Raw genomic sequence first — 23549 nt, 5'->3', positions numbered from 1 at the left:
GTCACTTCCTCCCGAGCAGCAGGCGGGCCTCGCCCACCGTGATGACCGATCCGGTGACCAGCACGCCGGCGCCGCCGAGGTCGCCCTCCTCCTCGGCGAGGGTGACGGCGGCGGCGATGGCGTCGTCGAGGCGGGGCTCGACCTGGACGCGGTCCTCGCCGAAGACCTCGACGGCCAGGGCGGCGAGCGCGTCGACGTCCATCGCGCGGTGGGTGGAGTTCTGGGTGATGACGACCTCGGCCAGGATCGGCTCGAAGGCCTCCAGCACGCCGGCCACGTCCTTGTCCCCGGAGGTGCCGATCACGCCGACGAGCCGGGTGAAGCCGAAGGACTCGGTGAGGGCGGCGACGGTGGCGCGGGCGCCGTGCGGGTTGTGCGCGGCATCCAGGACGATCGTGGGGCTGCGGCGGACGATCTCCAGGCGGCCCGGCGAAGAGACGCCGGAGAAGGCGTGGCGGATCTTGTCGACGTCGAGCTGTCCGCCGCGGGCGCCGCCGACGCCGAAGAAGGCCTCGACCGCGGCCAGGGCGAGCGCCGCGTTGTGCGCCTGGTACTCGCCGTGCAGCGGGATGAAGATGTCCTCGTACTCCTCGCCGCCGAGTCCGCGCAGCGTGACCAGCTGGCCGCCGACGGCGAGTTCGCGGCGGATCACGCCGAACTCCAGGCCCTCGCGGGCGACCGTGGCGTCCACCTCGACGGCGCGGCGCAGGATGATCTGGGCGGCGTCCAGCTGCTGCTGGGCGACGACGGCGACGGCACCGGACTTGATGATCCCGGACTTCTCGACGGCGATCTCGCCGGTGGTCTCGCCGAGCTTGTCGGTGTGGTCGAGGCCGATCGGGGTGATCACGGCGACGGCGGAGTCGATGACGTTGGTGGCGTCCCAGGAGCCGCCCATGCCGACCTCGACCACGGCGACGTCCACCGGGGCGTCGGCGAAGGCGGCGTAGGCCATGCCGGTCAGCACCTCGAAGAAGGACATCGGCACCGGTTGCGCCGCGTCGACCATCTGCACGTAGGGCTCGATGTCGCGGTAGACCTCGACGAAGCGCTCCGGGCTGATGGGGGCGCCGTCCAGGCTGATCCGCTCGGTGACGGACTCCACGTGCGGGCTGGTGTAGCGGCCGGTGCGCAGCTCGAAGCCGTTGAGCAGCTGCTCGATCATCCGGGCGGTGGAGGTCTTGCCGTTGGTGCCGGTGATGTGGATGGAGGGGAAGGACCGCTGGGGCTGGCCCAGGATGTCCATCAGCGCCTCGATCCGGTCGAGCGAGGGCTCCAGCTTGTTCTCCGGCCAGCGCTGGGAGAGTTCCGTCTCCACGTCGCGCAGGGCGTCGCCGGTGCCGCTGTCGGCGGGGCGGATGGTGTACGGGTTCGGGTCGGCCTTGTCGCTCACGACCACAGTCTACGGAGCGGTGGCGGGCCGTCCTCACAGGGTGAGGGCCGGGGTGAGAACGGCCACTTTGCCCCGTCTTTGCCACTACCAACCAGTTTGATCCCTTTACTATTCATTTAGCGAGTTTGACCCGCAATGAAGCATCGATTCGCAACCAACGGGAGCCGCCAGCCTTTGATTACGAGGAGCACCGCGCCATGCCCGACGCCCTGCACGACTGGATCACGCTGCGCCAGGACGCCATCGTCTGGGTCGCCGGACTGATCTCGCTGGCCCTCGTGGGCTACATGGTGCTCGTCTTCGGACGCTTCCTCGTGTACTGGGCCGGCTCCCGCCACGCCTTCCGGCACAACCGGCCCGCCGAGCCCGGCGACCCCGCCGCCTTCCGCTGGCACCTGGTGATCCCCTGCCGCGACGAGGAGGCCGTGGTCACCCAGACCCTGGACGGCCTGCGGACCAGTGCGCACGAGGCCCACCTGTGGGTGATCGACGACGACAGCGAGGACGCCACCCGCGACCTCGTGCTCGCCGCGGCCGCCCGCGACCCGCGCGTCCACCTCGTCCAGCGCCGCCGCCCGCACGCCCGGATCGGCAAGGGCGCCGCCCTCAACGCCGCCTACCGGGAGATCTCCGCCTGGCTGCCGGAGGGCACCGACCGCTCCCGCGTGGTGATCGGCGTGGTCGACGCCGACGGCCGACTCGACCCGGGCACCCTCGCCCAGGTCTGCAACGACAAGGCACTCGGCCGCCCCGACACCGGCGCCGTCCAGATCGGCGTCCGGATGCGCAACGCCGACGACGAACACCCGCTTCCCGGGCGCGGCCGCGCCGCCAACGCCCTCGCCCGCGCGCTCGTACGGATGCAGGACGTCGAGTTCCAGGCCAACAACGCCGGCATGCAGCTGCTGCGCCGCCGCACCGGCAGCGTCGGCCTCGGCGGCAACGGCCAGTTCGTCCGGCTCACCGCCCTCGACTCGCTGACCGCCGAGGAGGGCCGGGCCGGCCGCCCCTGGCCCGAGCGCGCGCTGCTGGAGGACTACGAGTCCGGGCTGGACCTGCGTCTGGCCGGCTGGCGGCTCACCCACGTCACCGAGACCCAGGTCTCCCAGGAGGGCCTGGTCTCGCCGCGCCGCTTCCTCACCCAGCGCACCCGCTGGGCCCAGGGAAACATGCAGTGCCTGCGCTACACCGGCCGGGTGCTGCGCTCCCCGCACTACACCTGGTCCGGCAAGGCCGAGGTGATGTACACCTTCCTGCAGCCCGTGGTCTGCGTGCTGCTGGTGCTGCTGGTCCCGCTCTCGCTCGCGATCACCACCGCCGGGCTGGTGCTCTTCCCCGCCGAGACCGCCGACTTCCAGCTCCGCTTCGGGCCGTGGATGCTGCTCGCCTTCGTCCTCGCCACGCTGCCGATGGTGTTCTGGGGCCTCGCCTACCGCAAGGCCGTCCACCCCGACCGCGGCCGGCTCACCGGGCTGCTCTGGGGCGTCCTGGTCTGGCTCTACGCCTACCACCTCTTCGTGGTCGCCGCCCGGGCCGCCGTCCGGCTGCTGCTCGGACGCAACGGCTGGGCCAAGACCCGCCGCAACGCCGAGAAGGTCGCCCTCGGCGCCCCCACCGCGCTCGAGTCCTGAGCGCCCCCGAGCCCGTCGCGCTCGAGCCGCCCCGCCCCGCGCCCTCCCCAACGCCCCCACCGGAGCCCCCTCATGAGCATGTGCCTGCCCCCGTCCAGCGTCGCCGTCGTCCTCGGGACCCGCCCCGAGCTGGTCAAGCTCGCCCCGCTGATCCACGAACTCGGCGACGCCACCCGACTGGTGCACACCGGCCAGCACTGGGACGAGGCGATGTCCGGCCGCTTCCTGCGCGACCTGGACCTGCCCCGGCCCGAACTGCTCACCGGCGTCGGCGGCCGCCCCCGGGCCGGCCAGATCGCCCAGTCCCTGGGCCAGCTGGACGCCGCCTTCGCCGAGGACCGCCCCGCCGCGGTGGTCGTCCAGGGCGACACCAACGCCACCCTCGCCGGGGCACTGGCCGCCAACGCCCGGGAGATCCCGCTGGTCCACGTCGAGGCCGGGCTGCGCAGCTTCGACCGGGCGATGCCCGAGGAGCACAACCGGGTGATGGTCGACCACGTCTCCGACCTGCTCTGCGCCGCCACCGCGGACAACGTCGCCAACCTGCGCGCCGAGTCCCTGGCCGAGGACCGGATCGAGCTCACCGGCAACACCGTCGTCGAGGTGGTCCGCCGTCAGCTGCCGGACGAGGCCGCCCGCGCCGCGCTGCTCGCCGCGTACGGGCTGCGCCCGGACGGGTACGTCCTGGCCACCGTGCACCGCCCGGAGAACACCGACACCGCCGAGGCGCTCGGCGCCGTACTCGCCGAGCTGGACCGGATCGCCCGGGCCGGCTCCCCGGTGCTGTTCCCGATGCACCCGCGCACCCGGGCCGCCGTCGAGCGCTTCGGCCTGGACGGCCTGCTCGCGCGACTGGCCGTCACCGGCCCGGTCGGCTACGCCGACTTCCTGGGCCTGGCGAGCCACGCGGCACTGCTGGTCTCCGACTCCGGCGGCGTGCAGGAGGAGTGCACCGTGCTCGGCCGTCCACTGCTGGTGGTGCGCCGCTCCACCGAGCGCCCGGAGGCGGTGGCGGCCGGCTTCGCCGCGCTGGTGGCGCCCGGCGAGGAGCTGGGCGGGCTGGCCCGCGCCTGGCTCTCCGACACCCCCGAGCGCCTCACCCGGCTCGCGGCCACCCCGAGCCCGTACGGCGACGGCCTGGCCTCGGCCCGGATCGCCGCGCTGACCGCCGCGCTCGCCGAGTCCGCGCCTGGGTCCGAGTCCGGGTCCGGGTCCGCCGGGGCCCCGGCGCCGCTTCTGGCCGCCTAGCTCCCTCTTGACAGCCGGATTGGTCTACTCCACCTTGTGAGGCAAGTCTCCTTTCCCGACAGGGACTTGAGTTGTCGGTAGCTCCCGCACGCGCACCATCGACACCCCGGACCGCGCTCCCCCACGAAGCGCCGCCGGGCCTCCCCCACTGGAGACGGAGTCATGCCACCTGCCCGACACCGGCGCCCGCGCGCCGTCCACTCCCTGCTCGCCGGAGCGAGCGCCGTCGCCCTCGGCCTGAGCGGGCTCGTGCTCGCCGGCGGCACCGGCGCGCACGCCGCCGACACCGACCTGATCACCAACGGCGGCTTCGAGACCGGGAACCCGACCGGCTGGACCTGCACCGGCGGCACCGTCCAGAGCACGACCGCGCACTCCGGCCGGTACGCCCTGCAGTCCACCCCGGGCGCGGGCGACACCGGCGAGTGCGCCCAGACCGTCGCGGTGAAGCCCTCCTCGTCGTACACGCTGAGCTCCTGGGTCCAGGGCTCGTACGTCTACCTGGGCGCCCGCGGCACCGGCGGGGCCGATCCGAGCACCTGGACGTCCTCGCCGGGCTGGGCCCGGCTGAGCACGAGCTTCACCACCGGCCCCGACACCACCGGCGTCACCGTCTACCTGCACGGCTGGTACGGGCAGCCGCCCTTCCTCGCCGACGACGTCTCGCTGCTCGGCCCCGGCGGCCCGCAGCCCTCCCCGAGCCCGACCGCCACCGCCACCACCTCCCCGAGCCCGAGCCCGACGGCCACCCCGACCGGCACCACAACCCCCACCGCCACCGGGAGCCCGACCGCCACCTCGACGGGCCGGCCGCCCGACCTGCCGAAGCACATCCTCACCGGCTACTGGCAGAACTTCGACAACGGCGCCACCGTCCAGCGGATCAGCGACGTCCCGGCCGCCTACGACGTCATCGCGGTCTCCTTCGCCGACGCCACCGCCACCCGCGGCGGGCTGAGCTTCACCCTCGACCCCGCCCTCTCCTCCCGCCTCGGCGGCTACACCGACGCCCAGTTCAAGGCCGACATCGCCGCCAAACGGGCGGCCGGGAAGCGGGTGGTGCTCTCGATCGGCGGCCAGAACGGCACGGTCTGGGTCGGCGACTCCGCCTCCGCCGCGAACTTCACCAGCACCGCGTGGGCGCTGATGCAGAGTTACGGCTTCGACGGGATCGACATCGACCTGGAGAACGGCATCAGCGCCACCTCCATGAGCCAGGCTCTGCACGCCCTGGCGGCGAAGGCAGGCAGCGGATTCATCCTCACCATGGCGCCGCAGACCATCGACATGCAGTCGACCGGCATGGAGTACTTCAAACTGGCGCTGAACGTGAAGGACATCCTCACCATCGTCAACATGCAGTACTACAACTCCGGCGCGATGAACGGCTGCGACGGCAACGTCTACGCGCAGGGCACCGAGAACTTCCTCACCGCGCTGGCCTGTATCCAGCTCAAGGGCGGGCTGCGGCCCGACCAGGTGGGCCTCGGGGTGCCGGCCTCGACCAGCGCGGCGGGCGGCGGCTACCTCGGCGCCGGCACCGTCGTCAACGCGCTGGACTGCCTGGCCTCCGGCACCGGCTGCGGCAGCTACAAGCCCGACACCACCTGGCCCGGCATCGGCGGTGCGATGACCTGGTCCACCAACTGGGACGCCAGGGCGGGCAACCCGGTCGCCGGCACGATCGGCGCCCACCTGCACGCCATGCCGTAGGCGCGGCAGGCAGCGGCCTGCGGCGGGCCCGGCCCGGGGCTCAGACCCCGGCCCGGGCCTCCGGCACGTGCGCGGCGCCGCCGTGCCGACGGCGCAACTCGGCGGTGATCTCGGCCAGTTCGCCCTCGGGCAGCAGCGGCAGCATCATCGCGACGCCCTGCAGCAGACCGCCCAGCAGGAAGGTGGTGTCGGCCGTCGAGGCGACCAGACCGCGGACCTCGGCCACCTCGCCGGCCGCCACCGCCTCGATCAGCCGGGCGGCGTCCGCGCCCTCCTCGTCCACCGCGACCGCGCCGGTGTCGGCCGGGGCCCGCCGGGCCATCGCCCGCAGCACCCTGTCGCCGACCTCGGGGGCGTACGCCTTGCGGACGGCCTCGGCGGCGATCCAGGTGAGCAGGGTGGTCACCTCGCGCTCGGCCTGCTCGGCGAACAGCAGGTCCAGCTCCTGGTCGAACGCGAGCTGATTCCCGTGCCGGAAGGCGAGCAGCAGGGTCGCCGCCCTGGCCTTCGCCTCCTCGACCATCTCGGCAGGCAGTTCGTCGGCCAACTCCTCGGTCACCACCACGCCGTGCCCTCCCGTCCGTCGCCCATCAGGAACACCCCGCAGGAACGCTCAGCGGAAACGTCCTTCGGAAACTCCGTGCACACCGTACACATCCGAACCTGCAAACTTCCGCGAACGCGCGCGGGCAAGACCGGAATCAATTCGCTCGGAATAGGACCTCACCCGGTCCAGGATGAATATTCGCCGGAAGGGAGCAATGTTCCTGCGCTATTAGGCGTAATGAAAGCGTCCCTCGGCGGAAAACCGGCAGCGGAGACCGCGAAACGCCGAGGGGCCGCACCCCGCGCGTCGCGGAGTGCGGCCCCTCACGGGCCGGTACGGGCTCAGCCCTGCGGCAGCGCCGCGAGCTGGGCGGTGATCCGGGCGATGTCGGCCTCGGCCGCCTCCTGGCGGACCTTGATCTTGGCGACCACCTCGTCCGGCGCCTTGGCGAGGAACGCCTCGTTGCCGAGCTTGGCGGTGGTCTGCGCCTTCTCCTTCTCGGCGGCCGCGAGGTCCTTGGCGAGGCGCTTGCGCTCCGCCGGGACGTCGATGGTGCCGGAGAGGTCCAGCGAGACGGTGGCGCCGGCGACCGGGAGCGAGGCAGTGGCCACGAAGCCCTCCTCGGGGACGGTCAGCCGCAGCAGCGAGCGGATCGCGTCCTCGTGGACGGCCAGCACGGTGCCGTCGAGGTCCAGCTGGGCCGGGACGCGCTGCCGGTCCTTGAGGCCCTGGCTCACGGCGAACCGGCGGACCTCGGTGACCACCTGCTGCAGCGTGGCGATCTCCGCCTCGGCCGCGGCGTCGCGGTAGCCGCTGTCGGTCGGCCAGTCGGCGATGACGACCGACTCGGCCCCGGTGAGCGTGGTCCACAGCGTCTCGGTGACGAAGGGCACGATCGGGTGCAGCAGCCGCAGGGTGACGTCGAGGACCTCGCCGAGCACCCGGCGCGCGGCGTCGGCCTGCGGGCCGCCCTTGGCCAGGGTGGTCTTGGAGAGTTCGACGTACCAGTCGAAGACCTCGTCCCAGGCGAAGTGGTACAGCGCCTCGGAGAGCTTGGAGAACTGGTAGTCCTCGTACAGCCCGTCCACCTCGGCGACGGTGCTGTTGAGCCGCGACAGGATCCAGCGGTCGGCCGCGGTCAGCTCCTCCGGCGCGGGCAGCGGGCCCTCGACGGTGGCGCCGTTCATCAGCGCGAAGCGGGTGGCGTTCCAGATCTTGTTGGCGAAGTTGCGGGCCGCCTGGACCCAGTCCTCGCCGATCGGCACGTCGACGCCCGGGTTGGCACCGCGCGCGAGCGTGAAGCGCAGCGCGTCGGAGCCGTACTTGTCCATCCAGTCCAGCGGGTTGACGACGTTGCCGAAGGACTTCGACATCTTCTTGCCGTTCTGGTCACGGACCATGCCGTGCAGCGCGATGGTGTGGAACGGCGGGGTGCCGTCCATCGCGTAGAGACCGAACATCATCATCCGCGCGACCCAGAAGAACAGGATGTCGTAGCCGGTGACCAGGACGGAGTTCGGGTAGAACTTCGCGAGGCTGTCGGTCTGCTCCGGCCAGCCGAGCGTGGAGAACGGCCACAGGCCGGAGGAGAACCAGGTGTCCAGGACGTCGGTGTCCTGGTGCCAGCCCTCGCCGGTCGGCGGCTGCTCGTCGGGGCCGACGCAGACGATCTCGCCGTTCGGGCCGTACCAGACCGGGATGCGGTGGCCCCACCACAGCTGGCGCGAGATGCACCAGTCGTGCAGGTTGTCGACCCAGTCGAAGTACCGCTTCTCCATCTCCTGCGGGTGGATCTTGACCTTGCCGTCGCGGACCGCGTCACCGGCGGCCTGGGCGAGCGGGCCGACCTTGACCCACCACTGCATGGACAGCCGCGGCTCGATGGTGGTCTTGCAGCGCGAGCAGTGGCCCACCGAGTGGACGTACGGGCGCTTCTCGGCGACGATCCGGCCCTCGGCGCGCAGCGCGGCGACGATCGCCGAGCGGGCCTCCAGGCGGTCCAGGCCGAGGAAGGGGCCGTGCACGGTGATGACGGCGTGCTCGTCCATGACGGCGATGTTCGGCAGGTCGTGGCGCTGGCCGATCTCGAAGTCGTTCGGGTCGTGCGCGGGCGTCACCTTGACGGCGCCGGTGCCGAACTCCGGGTCGACGTGGGCGTCGGCGACGATCGGGATCCGGCGGCCGGTCAGCGGCAGCTCGATCTCGGTGCCGACCATGTGCTTGTAGCGCTCGTCCTCCGGGTGGACGGCGACCGCGGTGTCGCCCAGCATCGTCTCGGCACGCGTGGTGGCGACGACGATGGAGTTCTCGCCCTCGCCGTAGCGGATCGAGACCAGCTCGCCGTCGTCGTCCTGGTACTCCACCTCGATGTCCGAGATGGCGGTCAGGCAGCGCGGGCACCAGTTGATGATGCGTTCGGCGCGGTAGATCAGCTCGTCGTCGAAGAGCTTCTTGAAGATGGTCTGGACGGCCTGGGACAGGCCCTCGTCCATGGTGAAGCGCTCGCGGGACCAGTCCACGCCGTCGCCCAGGCGCCGCATCTGACCGGAGATCTGGCCGCCGGACTCCGCCTTCCACTTCCAGACGCGCTCGACGAAGGCCTCGCGGCCCAGGTCGTGGCGGGACTTGCCCTCCTTGGCGAGCTCGCGCTCGACCACGTTCTGGGTGGCGATGCCGGCGTGGTCCATGCCGGGCTGCCACAGGGCCTCGAAGCCCTGCATGCGCTTGCGGCGGACCAGGGCGTCGATCAGCGTGTGCTCGAAGGCGTGGCCCAGGTGCAGGCTGCCGGTGACGTTCGGCGGGGGGATGACGACGGTGAACGGCGGCTTCTCGCTCTTCGCGTCGGCCGTGAAGTAGCCACGCTCTACCCAGCGCTCGTACAGCTCGCCCTCTACGTCCGCGGGGGTGTAGGTCGTCGCAAGGGTTGCTGCTTCGTCCCCGGTGGTGCTCACGGGGCGCTGGTTCGTCGTGTCGGTCACGACGCACAGTTTACGTAACCGGGGGGGCGGGTTACGAACCGCTTTCGGTCCGCGGACGCGCCACGCCCGAACGGGCCCCGGACGGGCACCGTGCGGTACCGTGCCCGGGCACTCGTCCGGTTGACCGGACGTGCACGGAACGACTCCACACCACGACAGGCCGCGGGTGCGGCGGGGGAGCACAGAGCAGATGTACGGCCAGGGACAGCAGTATCCGCAGGGTCAGCCGCAGCCGCAGCCTTACGGGGGCCCGCCGCAGTACGGCCAGCCGCCGCAGCAGCAGCCCTACGGCGCCCCGCAGCCCCAGTACGGCTACCCGCCGCAGCAGCAGCCGTACGGCGTGCCGCCGCAGGCGCCGTACGGGCAGCCGGGCTACCCGGTGGCGCCGCCGCCGAAGGGCAAGGGCGGCCTGGTGATCGGTCTGGTGATCGGCGCGCTGGTGCTGGGCGGCGGCGGTTTCGCCGCCTGGAAGTTCCTCGGCGGCGACGCGGGCGGCAAGTACAAGATCACCGCCCCGCAGACCCTGGCCGACGGCTACGTCCAGAAGTCGGCCAAGGAGCAGGCCGCCGACATGAGCAAGCCCGGGGCGTCCAAGTTCGGCACCGACCTGCAGGTCCTGGTGGCCAGCTACAGCAAGGGCTCGGACGCGCTGGACACCTTCTCGGTGGTCGGCGTCTACGGCAACCTCAACGACCCCGCGCAGATCATCGAGGATTCCAAGAAGGACGGCGACGGCCTGTCCACGACGATGACCGACTTCCCGGCACAGGACGCCAACAACTCCTCGGCGAAGCTCTCCTGCGGCACGTCGACCATGCTCGGCAAGCCCGGCCCGACGATCTGTGTGTGGGCGGACAAGTCCACCACCGGCCGGGTCTCCTTCACCAAGGTCAGCCTGAGCGGCGGCAGCGGCCAGCCGCTCACCGCCGAGCAGGCGGCCGCCAAGACCCGGACGATCCGCGACGCCATGGTCGTCGCCAAGTAGCACCCCCCGGTCATGCGAAGGGGCCCCGCACCGGATCCGGTGCGGGGCCCCTTCGCGTGACGGGCGCCGGTGCGTGACGGGCTCGGTCAGGCGCTCTTCTCGCGGCGCTCGCGCTTGATCATGTCGCGCGGGACGAGGGTGGGGATGGCGTGCTTGGAGACGACGTCCCCGGTGACCACCACGCGGGCGACGTCCTGACGCGAGGGGACCTCGTACATCACGGACATCAGCACCTCCTCCATGATGGCCCGCAGACCGCGCGCGCCGGTGCCGCGCAGGATCGCCTGGTCGGCGATCGCCTCCAGCGCGTCCCGGGAGAACTCCAGCTCCACGCCGTCCAGTTCGAAGAGCTTGCGGTACTGCTTGACCAGCGCGTTGCGCGGCTCGGTGAGGATCTGCAGCAGCGCCTCGCGGTCCAGGTTGTGCACGCTGGTGATCACCGGCAGACGGCCGATGAACTCGGGGATCATGCCGAACTTCACCAGGTCCTCGGGCATCACCTGGCGGAAGTGGTCGCTCGCGTCCGACTCCCGCTTGGAGCGGATGTTGGCGCCGAAGCCGATGCCCTTGGCACCCGCGCGGCCCTCGATGATCCGCTCCAGGCCGGCGAACGCGCCGCCGACGATGAACAGCACGTTGGTGGTGTCGATCTGGATGAACTCCTGGTGCGGGTGCTTGCGCCCGCCCTGTGGCGGCACCGAGGCGGTGGTGCCCTCCAGGATCTTCAGCAGGGCCTGCTGCACGCCCTCGCCGGAGACGTCCCGGGTGATCGACGGGTTCTCGCTCTTGCGCGCGACCTTGTCGATCTCGTCGATGTAGATGATCCCGGTCTCGGCCTTCTTGACGTCGTAGTCGGCCGCCTGGATCAGCTTGAGCAGGATGTTCTCGACGTCCTCGCCGACGTAGCCGGCCTCGGTCAGCGCGGTGGCGTCCGCGATCGCGAACGGCACGTTGAGCATCCGGGCCAGGGTCTGCGCCAGCAGCGTCTTGCCGGAGCCGGTGGGGCCCAGCAGCAGGATGTTGGACTTGGCCAGCTCGATGGCGTCCTCGCGGCCGTTGCCGCCGCTGCGGCCCGCCTCGCCGGCCTGGACCCGCTTGTAGTGGTTGTAGACGGCCACCGACAGCGCCTTCTTGGCGAGGTCCTGGCCGACCACGTACTGGTCCAGGAACTCGTAGATCTCGCGCGGCTTCGGGAGTTCCTCGAAGCGCACCTCGGAGGTCTCGGCGAGTTCCTCCTCGATGATCTCGTTGCACAGGTCGATGCACTCGTCGCAGATGTACACGCCTGGGCCGGCGATCAGCTTCTTCACCTGCTTCTGCGACTTGCCGCAGAACGAGCACTTGAGCAGGTCGCCACCGTCTCCGATGCGTGCCACGAGGTGCTTCCCCTTCGCCAGGGGCCCCGCAGGGGTTCCGGGGCCTGGTGCTGTGGACCGTCAACGCCGACGGCGCTCGGTCTCGCTATCCGACGGTACTCTGCCGGGCCCGTGATTCCGTCCTCTTCGCCGGGTCTGCCCTACGCCCTGGGCGAATTGATACCGAACAGATGCCGTGCCACGGACCCGCCGACGGGTTGGGGCGGGACGCGCACCAGGGGTGCGCGCCCCGCCCCGGGGGTTCCCTCCCGCCCGGCTGCGGGCGCGGAGGGAGCCGACCTCAGGAGGTCAGCGACGTCTTGCGGGTGGAGATGATCTGGTCGATCAGGCCGTACTCGGCGGCCTCCTCGGCGGTCAGGATCTTGTCGCGCTCGATGTCCTCGCGCACCTGCTCCACCGACTTGTTGGAGTGCTTGGAGAGCATCTCCTCCAGCTGCTCGCGCATCCGGAAGATCTCCTTGGCCTGGATCTCCAGGTCGGACACCTGGCCGCGGCCGGTCTCGGTGTACGGCTGGTGGATCAGGATCCGGGCGTTCGGCAGCGCCATCCGCTTGCCGGGGGTGCCGGCGGCGAGCAGCACGGCCGCGGCGGAGGCCGCCTGGCCCATGCAGACCGTGGTGATGTCCGGCTTCACGTACTGCATGGTGTCGTAGATGGCCGTCAGGGCCGTGAACGAGCCGCCGGGCGAGTTGATGTACATCTGGATCTCGCGGTCCGGGTCCATCGACTCCAGGCACAGCAGCTGCGCCATGATGTCGTTCGCCGAGACGTCGTCGACCTGCGAGCCGAGGAAGATGATGCGCTCCTCGAACAGCTTGGCGTACGGGTCGTACTCGCGGATGCCCTGCGTGGTGCGCTCCACGAAGCGCGGGACGATGTAGCGGCCCTCGGCGCGCATGTCCTCGACGCGGGCCTGGGCGGCCGACAGGCTGGGGATGTTCATGGGGGTTCTTGTCCTCCGGGGCGTTGGGGCTGTGGTCTCGTTGGCCGGGCCGAGGCTCAGGCGCCCGTGCCGCCGCCGCCGGGGACGTCCGCGGCACTGTGCATGATCGCGTCGATCAGGCCGTACTCCAGGGCCTCCTCCGGCGTGAACCAGCGGTCGCGGTCGGAGTCCCTGGTGATCTGCTCGAAGGACTGGCCGCTGTGGAAGGCGATCAGCTCGGACATCCGCTTCTTGGTGCGGAGCAGCTGCTCGGCCTGGATGCGGATGTCCGTGGCGGAGCCGCCGAGGCCCGCGGAGGGCTGGTGCATCAGGATGTTGGCGTTCGGCAGCGAGAAGCGCTTGCCCTTGGCGCCGGCGGTGAGCAGGAACTGGCCCATCGAGGCGGCCATGCCCATCGCGATGGTGACGACGTCGTTCTTGATGTACTGCATGGTGTCGTAGATCGCCATGCCGGCCGAGATCGAGCCGCCCGGGGAGTTGATGTAGAGGAAGATGTCCTTGTCCGGGTCCGCGGCCAGCAGCAGCAGCTGGGCGGTGATCTTGTTGGCGATGTCGTCGTCGACCTGCTGGCCGAGGAAGATGATCCGCTCGTTGAGCAGTCGGTTGTAGACCTGGTCGCCAAGGCCGCCGAGTACGTCACCAGCGGCGGCGTGCGGCGCCATCGGGCCAGGCATCTGCATCTGCGGGAACGTCACTTAGCCACCTGCTCAGTCGATTTGGACGGTCGATCCACGGCCGTCACGATGTCGCACAGCTTCCGGGTATCACGTCGTGATTGTTGCTGTCCAAGGACCCTAACGCGCAGGCCCGGCCGCAGAATCCCTCACGCAGAACTGTTCGCTGTGAGCGCAGGGTCGCGGCGTCCCGCGGGAGGGAAGACAGCGGGCCCGGACACCATGACGGCGTCCGGGCCCGCTGTGTGCCTCAGGGGGCTGCCGGGGCTCAGGCCTCGGTCTTCTCCTCGGCGGTCTCCTCGGCCTCGACGGTCTCGCCCGTCTCGTCCTCGTCGTCGAAGTTGATCTCGTTGCCCTCGGTGTCGACGACCTTGGCGGCCTCGACCACGGTGGCCAGCGCCTTGCCGCGGGCGACCTCGCCGACCAGCAGCGGCACCTGGCCACCCTGGACGACCTGCTGCGCGAACTGGTCGGGGGTGAGGCCCGAGCCGGCGGCGCGGCGGATGAGGTGCTCGGTCAGCTCCTCCTGGTTAACACCCAGCTCCTCGTCGGCGACGATCTGGTCCAGGACGAACTGGGTCTTGATGCCCTTCTTCGCCTGCTCCTCGATCTCCGCGTCCCACTCCTCGCGGGACTTGCCCTGGGTCTCCAGGTAGGCCTCGATGTTCAGGCCCATCGGCTCGAGCTGGTGGTGCTCGACGTTGTGCTTGCGGGTCTCGATCTCGTCCTTGAGGAGCTTCTCGGGGTACTCGATCTCAACCAGCGCGAGCAGCGCGTCCAGCACCTTCTCCTGGGCCTGGGTGGCCTGGTCGTACTCCTTCATGCGCTCCAGGCGCTTGCGGGAGTCGGCGCGCAGCTCCTCCAGGGTGTCGAACTCGCTGGCCAGCTGGGCGAACTCGTCGTCCAGCTCCGGCAGCTCCTTCTCCTGGACGGCGGTCACGGTGACGGAGACCTCGGAGGTCTTGCCCGCCTGGGTGCCACCCTTGAGCTCGGTCTCGAAGGTCTTCTCCTCGCCGGCGGACAGGCCGATGACGGCCTCGTCGATGCCGTCGATCAGGCGGCCCGAGCCGATCTCGTAGCTGACGCCGGTGGCGGTGCCGTCCTCCGGCACCTCACCGTCGACCTTCGCGACGAGGTCCACGACCACGATGTCGTCGGCGGCCGCGGCGCGCTCGACGTCCTTGACCGACGAGAAGCGCTCGCGCAGCTGCTCCAGCGACTTCTCGATGTCCTCGTCGGAGACGACGATCGGGTCGACGGTCACCTCGATGGAGGAGAACTCCGGCAGGGTGATCTCCGGGCGGATGTCCACCTCGGCGGTGAACTTCAGGTCACCGCCGTCGGCGATCTGCTCGACACCCTCGATGTTGGTGATGTCGGGCTGGCCGAGGACCTCGATCTTGCCCTCGTCGACGGCCTGCGTGTAGAAGCGCGGCAGGGCGTCGTTGACGGCCTCCTCCAGCACGGCGCCACGGCCGAAACGCTGGTCGATGACGCGAGCCGGGATCTTGCCCTTGCGGAAGCCCGGAACCGTGACCTGCTGGTTGATCTTCTTGTACGCCGCGTCGAGGCTGGGCTTGAGCTCCTCGAAGGGCACCTCGACGGTGAGTCGAACCCGGGTCGGGTTCAGAGTCTCGACGGCGCTCTTCACGGTTAGGTCTCCTAGGGGCTTGCGGTCAGGTTGTCTCCGCCCGGCCCCCGCCGCCCGGCCGGAGCCGTACGGGTGGGTCGGACGAGACGGGCGATGGGCGGTTGGAGCTGCATCTCCCGTGGGGTGGACGGTGAGCTTGACTCCTCGCCCTCGTGCGGTTGACCTGGGTGGACGCCGCAGGGACTACCGCCAGCGCCCCATCCTACCGGTACCACGAAAGGCGCACGCCAGGCGCCGCCGTACCGGCGAACAGAACAGGGCCCCGCCACGGTTGGCGAGACCCTGCCGCACTGTCGGGGTGGCCGGATTCGAACCGACGGCCTTCCGCTCCCAAAGCGGACGCGCTACCAAACTGCGCCACACCCCGTGGTGCCGAGAGGAAGCGTACACGGCGGGCCTGTTCGGCTCGCCGCCTATTCGCGCGCGGGCGCGACGGCGGTGACATTCCGCGCGGGCGCGCAGGGGGTGCTCGAAATGGGGTGTGCACGCGGGGCGCCGGACCAGGTACGCTGTTCCCCGAACTTCCGGCCGGTCACGGCTGGGGGATCGCGCGGGCGTAGCTCAATGGTAGAGCCCTAGTCTTCCAAACTAGTCACGCGAGTTCGATTCTCGTCGCCCGCTCCTCGTCCGGCCCCGGTGCGCATTCCGCGCAGCGGGGCCGGCTGCGTTTCCGGGGCCTTACGGGCCTCCCGCGGCCTCCCCCGGCCCTCCCCCGCGCGGCTCAGAGCCCGAGGCGGGTGGCCCGGGCGGCGGCGCGGTCGAGCAGCAGGTGGACGTCGCCCTCCCGGGTGGTGGGGCGGTCGTTGTACTCGTCCGGGGAGCGCGCCGGGCGGCCGGTGCCGTGCAGCACCTCCATCAGCTGGACCCGGGCGGTGCGGACGGTGACCGGGGTGCCGTAGCCGTACGCCAGCACGGCGGCCTGGGCGCCGAGCAGGCAGACCCGGCCGGCCTCGTCCCACATCGCGCCCTGCAGCCAGCCGTGGGCGCCGATGTAGCGGGAGGCGAGCCGGAGGTGGTCGGCCGCGGTGACCGGGACGGGGCGGGCGGGGCGGCGCAGCGCCCGGTCGAGCAGGGTGGCCCGGGGCACCGGGTGGCCGGCGTGCCAGGGCTGCGGGGCACTGCCGTACGGGCAGACGTACGGCAGCGGGGTGCGGGCGGGGGCGGGCAGCGAGGCGAGGTAGGCCTCGATCTCGGCGACCAGGCCGGAGCCGTCCGGGCCGGACAGCAGTGGTCGGGCCGGGGGCGGAGGGGTCGTCAGGTCGGTGGTGCGGGGCATGCGGGCTCTCCGGGCGGAAGGCTTGCGGGTTCCGCTGCCCAAAGTGGGGCACTCAGGACATTTTCGCGACCGGAGGGTCGGAGAGTCCGGATGGTTTCCCCGCTGGGTTCCGGGCCGATAGCCTCGGCGGCGTTCGAGCGCAGTTCGAGCGCGAGCTCAGCAGCCGCGCTCCCGAAGTGGAGGAGTCCCGGTGCGTCCACACGAGCGACTGGCCGTCATACAGCTCTGTGTGGTCCGGGAGATGGCGCAACTGGGCCAGGTGTTCCGCCTGGACGGCGAGGTGGTGCGCGGTCCGGGCACCACGGCGGTGGCGGTGCGTGAGCACCCGGGGGACGGCGGCGCCGGGCACGTGGACCTCGGCTTCGTGCTGCAGCTCGGACGGGCGGACGCGCCGGTGGTGTGGGACTGCGCGGCCGGCCTCGGCAAGACCGAGGAGGAGAAGCTCGCCAACGCGGTGAAGATGTGGGCGACCACCACCGCCTCGGTGCTGGTCGAGCTCGCGGAGGGGCGCGGGGTCCACGCCGACCGCCCGGACCTGCCCGAACTCCCGGGCTGGCGCGCGGTCCAGGGGCCGGCGGCGGTGTTCGGCTTCGGCAACGAGCACTTGGCGGGCTGGCTCGCCGAGAACCGGGTGCTGTCGGCGCTGGCGCCCGCGCTGCGGTCGGAGCTGGCCGGGCCCGGGCCGGTCGGGGTGAAGCTCTTCCTGGGCGGGAAGGCGGGGGACGACGTCGCCGAGGTCCGGGTGGGCGGCGAGGTGTCGGAGGCGGCGTCGGCGGCGCTGCGCGCGCTGGACTGGCCCCGGGGCGAACGGCTGTGCTGGGCACGGATGTTCGTCCTGTTGACGGCCGAACGGGAAGCACCGGAGCAGGCCGCGTCGGCGGGTGCCGTGGCACCCGCACGGATACGCGTCCCGGCCCCGGCGGCGGCGCGCGCCCGGGGTCTGTTCGCTCGCTGGCGGGAGGCCAGACGGGCCGGCCGGTGACTGTTGTTCGCCCGCTCGCCTCCGGGCGCTCGGGATCCGGTGCCGACGGTCGTCGGCACCGGCGCGCTCTTCGGCTCGGGGTGGGCGATGCGCCCGGATCAGCCTCCGGTGATGCTGGAGATGCTGTGCGCGAGGTTCGCCAGCAGGGAGTTGATCGAGGTCGCGACCGTGGTCTCGTGCAGCATGAAGCCGAACAGGGCGGCGACGATCGCGTGCGGGATCTTCAGCTGCTTGTTGCGGATGAAGATGATGCACAGGATCGCGAACAGGACCAGCGCGGAGACGGAGAGTGCCACCCGGACTCACTTCCTCGTTTTCATAGCGGGGTGCCACCACCCGGCGACACCAGCGAAAGCCGGACCCCGGCATGTCCCACGGTCCCGAGGCGGAATCGCGGACCGTCCGACACACCGCCGGTGAGGGAGCCCACGGTCGACCGCTGTCTGTCGTGCCGCACGTGCCGCCCCCTATCCCCCGAATCCTGAACAGTCCCGCCCGGACTCAGTGTGGTCGACCGTGCCGATTGCGTAAAGGTCTGACAGTCAGCCCAACGCCGATATCCTGCGATGCGAGACGAGTTTCCGCCGACCGGGACGATAGCCGAGCCGTCCTGACGGATCGTCGGCGGGGCTGTGCTGAGCGGCCGGGAAGCGGTCGGGGGCGGTGAACGGAAGCCACTGGTCCGGTCTGCCGACGGGCCGTCCGATTTGGCCGAAGATCAGCTGCCCGGCTTGACAGTCACTGCCCGCGGCATGTGCCCGGAGACCCGCGGTCGCGCGGACGCTCAGCCGCTCAGTCGCGCCAGAGCAGCAGCACCGCGCGGTCGTCGTTGATGTCCCGGGCGACCGTCTCGATCAGTCCGGCCGCGGCACCCGCGCCCGCGCCCCCGCCGCCGCCCGGCACCAGCCGGTCCGCCTCCCCCATCAGCCGGTCCATGCCCTCCGTGAGGTCCCGGCCCGGCGCCTCGACCATGCCGTCGGTGCACAGCAGCAGGACGTCGCCCCGGTTCAGCCGGCCCCGCACGCCCTCGAACTTGGCGCCGTCGTAGATCCCGAGCAGCGGGCCCTCGGCCTCCTTGACCTCCCAGCGGCCGGCGCCCGCGAGGCGCTGCATGCCCGGCAGGTGCCCGGCCGACAGCAGCTCGTACTCGCCGGTGTCCAGGTCCAGCACCAGGTGGACGGCGGTGGCGAAGCCCTCCTCCCAGCACTGGCGCAGCAGGTAGCCGTTGGCGGCGGGCAGGAAGTCGTGCGCGGGCAGGGAGCCGACCAGGCCGCCGAAGGCGCCGGAGAGCAGCAGCGCGCGGGAGCCGGCGTCCATGCCCTTGCCGGAGACGTCCGCCAGGACCACCTCCAGCAGCCGCCGGCCAGGGCCGGTCCGGGCGGCGACCACGAAGTCCCCGGAGAAGGACTGGCCGCCGGCCGGGCGCAGCGCCATGTCCGCGTGCCAGCCGTCCGGCAGCTCGGGCACCCGGCTCTGCACCCGCAGCCGCTCGCGCAGGTCGAAGAGCATGGTGGAGCCGCCCCACCAGGGCACGCCGACCCGGGCCCGGAACTGGGCCAGCAGCAGGCCGCCCACCCCGGCGGCGCCGACCACCAGGGCCGCGCCCGGGGTGACGCCGTAGACGTAGGCCTCCGGGTTGTCGCTGGCGACCCGCTGGCCGGTGTGGATCACGGACTCGGCGGACAGCCCGAGCGCGGCCAGCGCGTAGAGCACCACCAGGCTGCCGGGGCGCAGCAGCAGCGCGCCGGCCAGGATCGGCAGGACCAGGGAGGTGGGCGGGGCCCAGTCGGGGAGCCAGATGTTGAGCAGGATCAGCAGCGGGACGAGCAGGGCGAGCGCGCAGAGCACCGGCCAGTCGGCGGCGCCGCCGCGGAAGTAGTCGACACCGGCCGTGCGCAGCCTTCGGCGGACCCGGCGGAGCTTCTTGCGCAACCGGGCCGTCACGGGGTCGGACGCCGGGGCGGCGCCGGGCCTCGTCGCAGTCGTCTGGGGCGGTGCGCCCGGCGGTCTGCCAGCCATGGGGCACGACCCTATCCACGGGCACGGCCCGGCGTCGACGGCTCGGACGCGGACGGGGGCGCCGGAGTGCGGGGCGCTCGGCGGGTTTCGGCCGATGGGCGTGGTGGCGGGCGGGCCGTCAGGAGGCGTACGCCCGTTGGGCGGACGAAACCTGCGGGCGGCGCGTGCGCCCCGCGCGCGGGATCGTGCGCGCGCCGGTGACCTGTGGCCGATCCCACAGGGCGGGCAGGGCCGGGGCGCCCGGGACGGCGGCGGCCGGCCGCACGGGAGGGTGCGGCCGGCCGTGGAGGACGGGGGTGGGGGGAGATCAGCCCTGGGGGTGGTGGGCCGGGATCGGCGGAAGCTCGCCGGTGGTCTCGTACTCGCTCAGCATCTCGATCCGGCGGGTGTGCCGCGGCTCGCCGCTGTAGGGGGTGTTGAGGAAGACCTCGACGAACTTGGTGGCCTCCTCCTGCGTGTGCATGCGGCCGCCGATGGAGATCACGTTGGCGTTGTTGTGCTGGCGGCCGAGCTCGGCGGTCTGGGTGCTCCAGGCCAGCGCGGCCCGGACGCCCTCGACCTTGTTGGCGGCGATCGCCTCGCCGTTGCCCGAGCCGCCGATCACGATGCCCAGCGCCTCGGGGTCGGCGGCGGTGCGCTCGGCGGCGCGCAGGCAGAACGGCGGGTAGTCGTCCTCGGCGTCGTAGATGTGCGGCCCGCAGTCGACCGGCTCGTGGCCCGCCTCCTTCAGCCACTCCACGAGGTGGTTCTTCAGTTCGTATCCGGCATGGTCGGAGCCCAGGTACACGCGCATGCCATGAGTGTGGCATGCGCGTGCGCCCGGGCCTGACAACGGGGGCCGGGGCCCGCCCACCGGACGGACGACGCGGGCTTCAGCGCCGGCCGAGGAGCTTCCAGGCCAGCGGCAGGGCGCCGGCGGCGAAGGCGGCCTTGAGGGCGTCGCCGACCAGGTACGGGTAGAGGCCGAGCTCGGCGGCGCGGGCGAGCGACACGTGCAGCGACAGGGCCAGGTACGGGACGCCGACCGCGTAGATGGCGAGGCTACCGAGGACCATGGTGACCGCGGTGTTCACCGGAGTGCGGTCGGCGCCACGGCGGGCCAGCGCGCCGGTCAGGGCGGCGGCGAGGACGAATCCGAGCACGTAGCCGAACGAGGGCATCGCCCAGCCGGAGGTGCCCTCGGCGAACCAGGGCAGGCCGGCCATGCCGGCGAGCAGGTAGAGGGCGAGCGAGGCCACGCCGCGGCGGGCGCCGAGCGCGGTGCCGACCAGCAGGGCGGCGAAGGTCTGGCCGGTGACCGGCACCGGCGAGCCGGGGACGTTCACCGACAGCTGGGCGGCCACGCCGGTCAGCGCGGCGCCGCCGGCCACCAGGGCCAGGTCGCGGACCTGGCCGCCGAGGCGGGTGGCGGCGTCGGGCAGCAGGTCGGCGAGGACGACGCGGCGCCCTATCGAGGTGCCGGCAGTCGGGGTGGTGGCAGTGGCCATCGGGGGGCTCCTCCGTGGGTCCGGGTGAGTGAACACCTGTGAACCTACGTGGTGATCCACTGCGCGACCGTTCACGGTTTCGGACAAAGCCCCGCCCTCGGGTGTTGTCGGAACCGGCCCGAAACGACGCGCGGTCACGCCTCGGCCACTCCGTGTGGCCGCCCGGTCCGCAATGTGGGCCCGGGCCGAACGTGCTTGGCATGGACAGAGGTGGCCCCGGATATTGGACAACTCATGCCGCATACCGCACAGTCTGGAACCGCCCCTATGGCCCCCACCTCCGCGCCCCCGGCGTCCGGGACCGCCGATGCCACCCAACCGGCGTCGGGTAGCCAGCAGCTCTCCCACGGGCTGAAGCAGCGCCACCTGTCGATGATCGCCCTCGGCGGTGTGATCGGCGCGGGCCTCTTCGTCGGCTCCGGCGCGGGCATCGCGGCCGCCGGCCCGGCGATCATCCTGGCCTTCGTGCTCTCCGGCCTGCTGGTCATGCTGATCATGCGGATGCTCGGCGAGATGTCCGCGGCCCGCCCCGCCTCCGGCTCGTTCTCGGTGCACGCCGAGAAGGAGATCGGCCCGTGGGCCGGAATCACGGCGGGCTGGATGTACTGGGTGATGCTCTGCTGCGGCGTCGCCGCCGAGGCCACCGCCGCCGGGAAGATCGTCAACGGCTGGATACCGGGCGTCTCCTCCTGGGTCTGGGTCGCCCTGTTCATGGTCTTCTTCTGCGCCAGCAACCTCACCGCGGTGAAGAACTTCGGCGAGTTCGAGTTCTGGTTCGCCACCGTCAAGGTCGCCGCGATCATCGCCTTCCTGGTGCTCGGCGGACTCGGCATCGCCGGGGTGATCGGCCCCGGCGCCCCCGGCACCGGCAACCTCACCGGCCACGGCGGCTTCCTGCCCACCGGCGTCAGCGGACTGATCGTCGGCCTGCTCGCCTCGGTCTTCGCGTACGGCGGTCTGGAGACCGTCACCATCGCCGCCGCCGAGTCCGACGACCCCAAGAAGAACGTCGCCAACGCCGTGCGCACCGCGGTGTGGCGGATCGCGATCTTCTACATCGGCTCGATGGCCCTGGTGGTCACCCTGGTCTCCTGGAAGGACCCGGCGGTCGTCGCCGACGGCCCGTACGTCACCGTGCTGCGCCACCTCGGGGTGCCCGGCGCCGGGGCGATCATGCAGGTCGTGGTGCTGATCGCACTGCTGTCCGCGATGAACGCCAACATCTACGGCGCCTCCCGGATGGCGTACTCGCTGGTCGGCCGCGGCCAGGGCCCCAAGGCGCTGGCCAAGGTCAGCGGCGGGGTGCCGCGCCGGGCCGTGCTCGCCTCCTGCCTGTTCGGCTTCGGCGCCGTCCTGGCCGCCAAGTTCTGGCCGGACACCGTGTTCACCTGGCTGATGAACACCACCGGCGTGGCGATCCTGGTGGTCTGGCTGTTCATCTGCGTGGTCCAGCTGCGGATGCGACGCCGGCTGGAGCGCGAGACGCCCGAGCTGCTCACCGTGAAGATGTGGGGCTACCCGTACCTGACCTGGGTCGCGATGGCCGGCGTGGCCGGCATCCTCGCGCTGATGACCACCACCGAGGGCAACCGGCAGCAGCTGTACGCGGCCGGAGTACTGGTCGCGGTGCTGGTCGTCTCCGGTCTGCTCAAGCAGCGCCGGGACGCCGCCGCCGGCTGAGTCCCGCACATGCGACAGGGCCCGGTACCGACGCTCGGTACCGGGCCCTGTCGCGTCGCCGTCGCCGGCGTCACAGCCACTCGACGCCGGGGCTACCCGAAGCCGGAGCTGCTCGACGCCAGGGCTACTCGAAGGACGGGCCTGCCGTCCGGGTGCGCTTGATCTCGTAGAAGCCGGGGGTGGAGGCCACCAGCAGGGTGCCGTCCCACAGGCGGGCCGCGGCCTCGCCCTTCGGGGCGGGGGTGACCACCGGGCCGAAGAAGGCGACCCGGTCGCCGTCCACGCCCTCGACCGCGATCACCGGGGTGCCGACGTCCTCGCCGACCAGGGTGATGCCCTCCTTGTGGGAGGCGCGCAGGGCTTCGTCGTACTTGTCCGTGTCGGCCGCGTCGGCCAGCTCGGCGGGCAGGCCCGCAGCCACCAGGGCGGCGGTTATGGTCTCCCGGTTCTGCGGCAGGCCCTGGTTGTGGAAGCGCAGGCCCAGCTCGGTGTAGAGCCGGCCGAGCACCTCCTCGCCATGCTGTTCGGCGGCGGCGATGCACACCCGCACCGCGCCCCAGGCGTTGTCCAGCAGGGCCCGGTAGTTCTCCGGGAGGTCCCGGTGCTCGTTCAGCACCGACAGGCTCATCACGTGCCAGCGCACGTCGACCGGGCGCAGCTGCTGAACCTCGATCAGCCAGCGGGAGGTCATCCACGCCCACGGGCAGGCCGGGTCGAACCAGAAGTCGGCGGTCTTGCGCTCAGCGGCAGTCGTCACTGCGAGTCGTCCTTCGTCAGGTGATCCGGGCAGGGGTGAACTCCCCCAGAGGCTCAACACCCGCCCGGCGCCGCTGATTCCGGTACCGACGCGTCGGTCTGTGCAATGGTACCGACGGCGAGGAGCGTGAAAGGATGTCCCCGCGTGCGCGGAGGACACCGCGCACCGAGACCGCACCACCCACCCGCGCACCACCGTGCGAGCCGGAC

Annotated in this window: 19 protein-coding genes and 2 tRNA genes; 7 read left to right on the top strand and 14 right to left on the bottom strand. The window is 71.7% G+C overall.

Features of this window, described 5'->3' with window-relative positions; all coding sequences use genetic code 11:
* Position 1 precedes the first annotated feature (1 nt).
* Positions 2-1393: a bifunctional tetrahydrofolate synthase/dihydrofolate synthase gene (gene folC / locus ACZ52J_RS18745; RefSeq protein ID WP_465620079.1), complete on the bottom strand. Its 1392-nt coding sequence runs from the start codon at positions 1391-1393 to the stop codon at positions 2-4.
* A gap of 197 nt (positions 1394-1590) precedes the next feature.
* Here folC and ACZ52J_RS18740 point away from each other — a divergent pair, with 197 nt between their 5' ends.
* The 3 genes from ACZ52J_RS18740 (at position 1591) to ACZ52J_RS18730 (ending at position 5985) form a co-directional block, all read left to right on the top strand.
* On the top strand, positions 1591-3024 hold the full coding sequence (locus tag ACZ52J_RS18740) for a glycosyltransferase family 2 protein (RefSeq protein WP_465620077.1): 1434 nt from the start codon (positions 1591-1593) through the stop codon (positions 3022-3024).
* A gap of 78 nt (positions 3025-3102) precedes the next feature.
* On the top strand, positions 3103-4272 hold the full coding sequence (wecB, locus tag ACZ52J_RS18735; RefSeq protein ID WP_465620292.1) for a non-hydrolyzing UDP-N-acetylglucosamine 2-epimerase: 1170 nt from the start codon (positions 3103-3105) through the stop codon (positions 4270-4272).
* A 162-nt stretch (positions 4273-4434) separates the two neighbouring features.
* A complete protein-coding gene (locus ACZ52J_RS18730) occupies positions 4435-5985 on the top strand; it encodes a chitinase (RefSeq protein ID WP_465620075.1) in 1551 nt (516 codons plus the stop codon).
* A gap of 40 nt (positions 5986-6025) precedes the next feature.
* Here ACZ52J_RS18730 and ACZ52J_RS18725 read toward each other — a convergent pair whose 3' ends face one another.
* Positions 6026-6550 carry a hypothetical protein gene (locus ACZ52J_RS18725; RefSeq protein ID WP_360504096.1) on the bottom strand — a complete coding sequence of 175 codons (525 nt, stop codon included), beginning with the start codon at positions 6548-6550 and terminating at the stop codon, positions 6026-6028.
* Between the two features lie 323 nt (positions 6551-6873).
* Positions 6874-9510 (bottom strand): valine--tRNA ligase, encoded by a 2637-nt coding sequence (locus ACZ52J_RS18720; RefSeq protein ID WP_465620073.1) that lies wholly within the window; start codon positions 9508-9510, stop codon positions 6874-6876.
* A 190-nt stretch (positions 9511-9700) separates the two neighbouring features.
* Here ACZ52J_RS18720 and ACZ52J_RS18715 point away from each other — a divergent pair, with 190 nt between their 5' ends.
* Entirely contained in the window at positions 9701-10495 is a 795-nt protein-coding gene (locus tag ACZ52J_RS18715; RefSeq protein WP_465620071.1) for a hypothetical protein, read from the top strand.
* An 86-nt stretch (positions 10496-10581) separates the two neighbouring features.
* On the opposite strand, the gene clpX is transcribed toward ACZ52J_RS18715, so the two are convergent.
* From clpX to ACZ52J_RS18690, 5 genes are all read right to left on the bottom strand, one after another.
* Positions 10582-11871 carry an ATP-dependent Clp protease ATP-binding subunit ClpX gene (clpX, locus tag ACZ52J_RS18710; RefSeq protein ID WP_045696864.1) on the bottom strand — a complete coding sequence of 430 codons (1290 nt, stop codon included), beginning with the start codon at positions 11869-11871 and terminating at the stop codon, positions 10582-10584.
* 280 nt (positions 11872-12151) lie between these two features.
* Positions 12152-12814 carry an ATP-dependent Clp protease proteolytic subunit gene (locus ACZ52J_RS18705; protein ID WP_218204740.1) on the bottom strand — a complete coding sequence of 221 codons (663 nt, stop codon included), beginning with the start codon at positions 12812-12814 and terminating at the stop codon, positions 12152-12154.
* A gap of 56 nt (positions 12815-12870) precedes the next feature.
* The gene (locus ACZ52J_RS18700; protein WP_380303373.1) at positions 12871-13488 is read right to left on the bottom strand and encodes an ATP-dependent Clp protease proteolytic subunit; all 618 of its coding nucleotides are present in this window, start codon (positions 13486-13488) and stop codon (positions 12871-12873) included.
* A 268-nt stretch (positions 13489-13756) separates the two neighbouring features.
* Positions 13757-15139 carry a trigger factor gene (tig, locus tag ACZ52J_RS18695; protein WP_465620070.1) on the bottom strand — a complete coding sequence of 461 codons (1383 nt, stop codon included), beginning with the start codon at positions 15137-15139 and terminating at the stop codon, positions 13757-13759.
* Positions 15140-15432: 293 nt separating this feature from the next.
* A tRNA-Pro gene (locus tag ACZ52J_RS18690) sits at positions 15433-15506 on the bottom strand.
* 183 nt (positions 15507-15689) lie between these two features.
* Between ACZ52J_RS18690 and ACZ52J_RS18685 the strand changes: the two genes are divergently transcribed.
* A tRNA-Gly gene (locus ACZ52J_RS18685) sits at positions 15690-15760 on the top strand.
* Positions 15761-15860: 100 nt separating this feature from the next.
* Here ACZ52J_RS18685 and ACZ52J_RS18680 read toward each other — a convergent pair.
* Complete coding sequence (locus ACZ52J_RS18680; RefSeq protein WP_465620068.1) at positions 15861-16415, bottom strand: DUF6197 family protein; 555 nt, start codon at positions 16413-16415, stop codon at positions 15861-15863.
* 190 nt (positions 16416-16605) lie between these two features.
* On the opposite strand from ACZ52J_RS18680, the gene ACZ52J_RS18675 reads away from it, so the two are divergent.
* Positions 16606-17397, top strand: coding sequence for a DUF6348 family protein (locus ACZ52J_RS18675; RefSeq protein ID WP_465620066.1), 792 nt, complete (start codon positions 16606-16608; stop codon positions 17395-17397).
* A gap of 98 nt (positions 17398-17495) precedes the next feature.
* Here ACZ52J_RS18675 and ACZ52J_RS18670 read toward each other — a convergent pair whose 3' ends face one another.
* The 4 genes from ACZ52J_RS18670 to ACZ52J_RS18655 all read right to left on the bottom strand — a co-directional run bounded on the left by ACZ52J_RS18670 (position 17496) and on the right by ACZ52J_RS18655 (position 20903).
* On the bottom strand, positions 17496-17693 hold the full coding sequence (locus ACZ52J_RS18670; RefSeq protein ID WP_360504084.1) for a hypothetical protein: 198 nt from the start codon (positions 17691-17693) through the stop codon (positions 17496-17498).
* A gap of 496 nt (positions 17694-18189) precedes the next feature.
* Positions 18190-19416 carry a PP2C family protein-serine/threonine phosphatase gene (locus ACZ52J_RS18665; RefSeq protein ID WP_360504082.1) on the bottom strand — a complete coding sequence of 409 codons (1227 nt, stop codon included), beginning with the start codon at positions 19414-19416 and terminating at the stop codon, positions 18190-18192.
* A 307-nt stretch (positions 19417-19723) separates the two neighbouring features.
* Complete coding sequence (locus ACZ52J_RS18660) at positions 19724-20209, bottom strand: ribose-5-phosphate isomerase (protein ID WP_360504080.1); 486 nt, start codon at positions 20207-20209, stop codon at positions 19724-19726.
* 79 nt (positions 20210-20288) lie between these two features.
* Complete coding sequence (locus tag ACZ52J_RS18655) at positions 20289-20903, bottom strand: biotin transporter BioY (RefSeq protein WP_465620063.1); 615 nt, start codon at positions 20901-20903, stop codon at positions 20289-20291.
* Positions 20904-21170: 267 nt separating this feature from the next.
* Here ACZ52J_RS18655 and ACZ52J_RS18650 point away from each other — a divergent pair, with 267 nt between their 5' ends.
* Positions 21171-22583 carry an amino acid permease gene (locus tag ACZ52J_RS18650; protein WP_465620061.1) on the top strand — a complete coding sequence of 471 codons (1413 nt, stop codon included), beginning with the start codon at positions 21171-21173 and terminating at the stop codon, positions 22581-22583.
* A gap of 124 nt (positions 22584-22707) precedes the next feature.
* On the opposite strand, the gene ACZ52J_RS18645 is transcribed toward ACZ52J_RS18650, so the two are convergent.
* Positions 22708-23340, bottom strand: a complete 633-nt coding sequence (locus ACZ52J_RS18645; protein WP_360504076.1) for a mycothiol-dependent nitroreductase Rv2466c family protein — start codon at positions 23338-23340, stop codon at positions 22708-22710.
* Positions 23341-23549: the final 209 nt, after the last annotated feature.

It is taken from the genome of Kitasatospora sp. NPDC034035 (assembly GCF_055575755.1).
The sequence above is the reverse complement of the archived record's forward strand: the minus strand, read 5'-3'. Positions and strand labels throughout refer to the sequence as shown.

What these genes read in the sequence shown, in the direction of transcription:
- wecB (WP_465620292.1), top strand. Translation starts at nt 3,103, where the DNA reads ATGTGCCTGCCCCCGTCCAGCGTCGCCGTCGTCCTCGGGACCCGCCCC.
- ACZ52J_RS18715 (WP_465620071.1), top strand. Translation starts at nt 9,701, where the DNA reads ATGTACGGCCAGGGACAGCAGTATCCGCAGGGTCAGCCGCAGCCGCAG.
- ACZ52J_RS18700 (WP_380303373.1), bottom strand. Translation starts at nt 13,488, where the DNA reads ATGCCTGGCCCGATGGCGCCGCACGCCGCCGCTGGTGACGTACTCGGC.
- ACZ52J_RS18705 (WP_218204740.1), bottom strand. Translation starts at nt 12,814, where the DNA reads ATGAACATCCCCAGCCTGTCGGCCGCCCAGGCCCGCGTCGAGGACATG.
- ACZ52J_RS18660 (WP_360504080.1), bottom strand. Translation starts at nt 20,209, where the DNA reads ATGCGCGTGTACCTGGGCTCCGACCATGCCGGATACGAACTGAAGAAC.
- ACZ52J_RS18665 (WP_360504082.1), bottom strand. Translation starts at nt 19,416, where the DNA reads ATGGCTGGCAGACCGCCGGGCGCACCGCCCCAGACGACTGCGACGAGG.
- ACZ52J_RS18680 (WP_465620068.1), bottom strand. Translation starts at nt 16,415, where the DNA reads ATGCCCCGCACCACCGACCTGACGACCCCTCCGCCCCCGGCCCGACCA.
- ACZ52J_RS18650 (WP_465620061.1), top strand. Translation starts at nt 21,171, where the DNA reads ATGGCCCCCACCTCCGCGCCCCCGGCGTCCGGGACCGCCGATGCCACC.
- ACZ52J_RS18740 (WP_465620077.1), top strand. Translation starts at nt 1,591, where the DNA reads ATGCCCGACGCCCTGCACGACTGGATCACGCTGCGCCAGGACGCCATC.
- ACZ52J_RS18730 (WP_465620075.1), top strand. Translation starts at nt 4,435, where the DNA reads ATGCCACCTGCCCGACACCGGCGCCCGCGCGCCGTCCACTCCCTGCTC.
- ACZ52J_RS18655 (WP_465620063.1), bottom strand. Translation starts at nt 20,903, where the DNA reads ATGGCCACTGCCACCACCCCGACTGCCGGCACCTCGATAGGGCGCCGC.